Below are 478 nucleotides of genomic sequence, written 5' to 3'. Positions count from 1 at the left end.
CTCTAACTCAACACTTAAAGGCCGCTCTATTTAAATTAGCGGCCTTTTTTGTACCTGTGGAATTTCCTTTCTCCGTATAGGGGGATCTCTTAAGCTGTGATAAAATCCCGCATTATCAACAAACTTGCCCTTACCATGTATCAAGAATTATTAGCCCCTATACACTCTTTTCTTAAAGCTGAAACGCCAGATTCATGGATAGATGAAGCCAAGAAGCCTGAAAACCTTCATATCATTCTACGCGATCACATGCTTTGTGAACTTAAAGCAGCTCAAAGTGCTTTGTTCCTTATCCGTAAATATGCGGTAGATAAAGAAAGCGCGAAGCAACTGAATGAGTGGATTTTGCCCTACGAGCAATTTGCTTACCGTCGTATTGGAGACTTGGAGTCTCTACGTGGTAAAAGTAATGTATCAAAGCAAATTACAGCGAAAGAAGGCTGTAATTACGGTGCTGACTTGATCGATAAAATGGTAT

At 40.2% G+C, this 478-nt stretch carries 1 protein-coding gene; it reads left to right on the top strand.

Annotated features, from left to right (window positions below; translation table 11 throughout):
* Nucleotides 1–96 precede the first annotated feature (96 nt).
* Nucleotides 97–478 (top strand): tRNA isopentenyl-2-thiomethyl-A-37 hydroxylase MiaE (gene miaE / locus AB4496_RS27350; RefSeq protein WP_372133097.1); only part of this gene is annotated, 382 nt, incomplete at its 3' end.

Origin of the sequence: Vibrio sp. 10N.222.46.A1 (genome assembly GCF_041473595.1) — a bacterium.
GTDB classification, from domain to species: domain Bacteria; phylum Pseudomonadota; class Gammaproteobacteria; order Enterobacterales; family Vibrionaceae; genus Vibrio; species Vibrio tasmaniensis_A.
The sequence above is the reverse complement of the archived record's forward strand: the minus strand, read 5'-3'. Positions and strand labels throughout refer to the sequence as shown.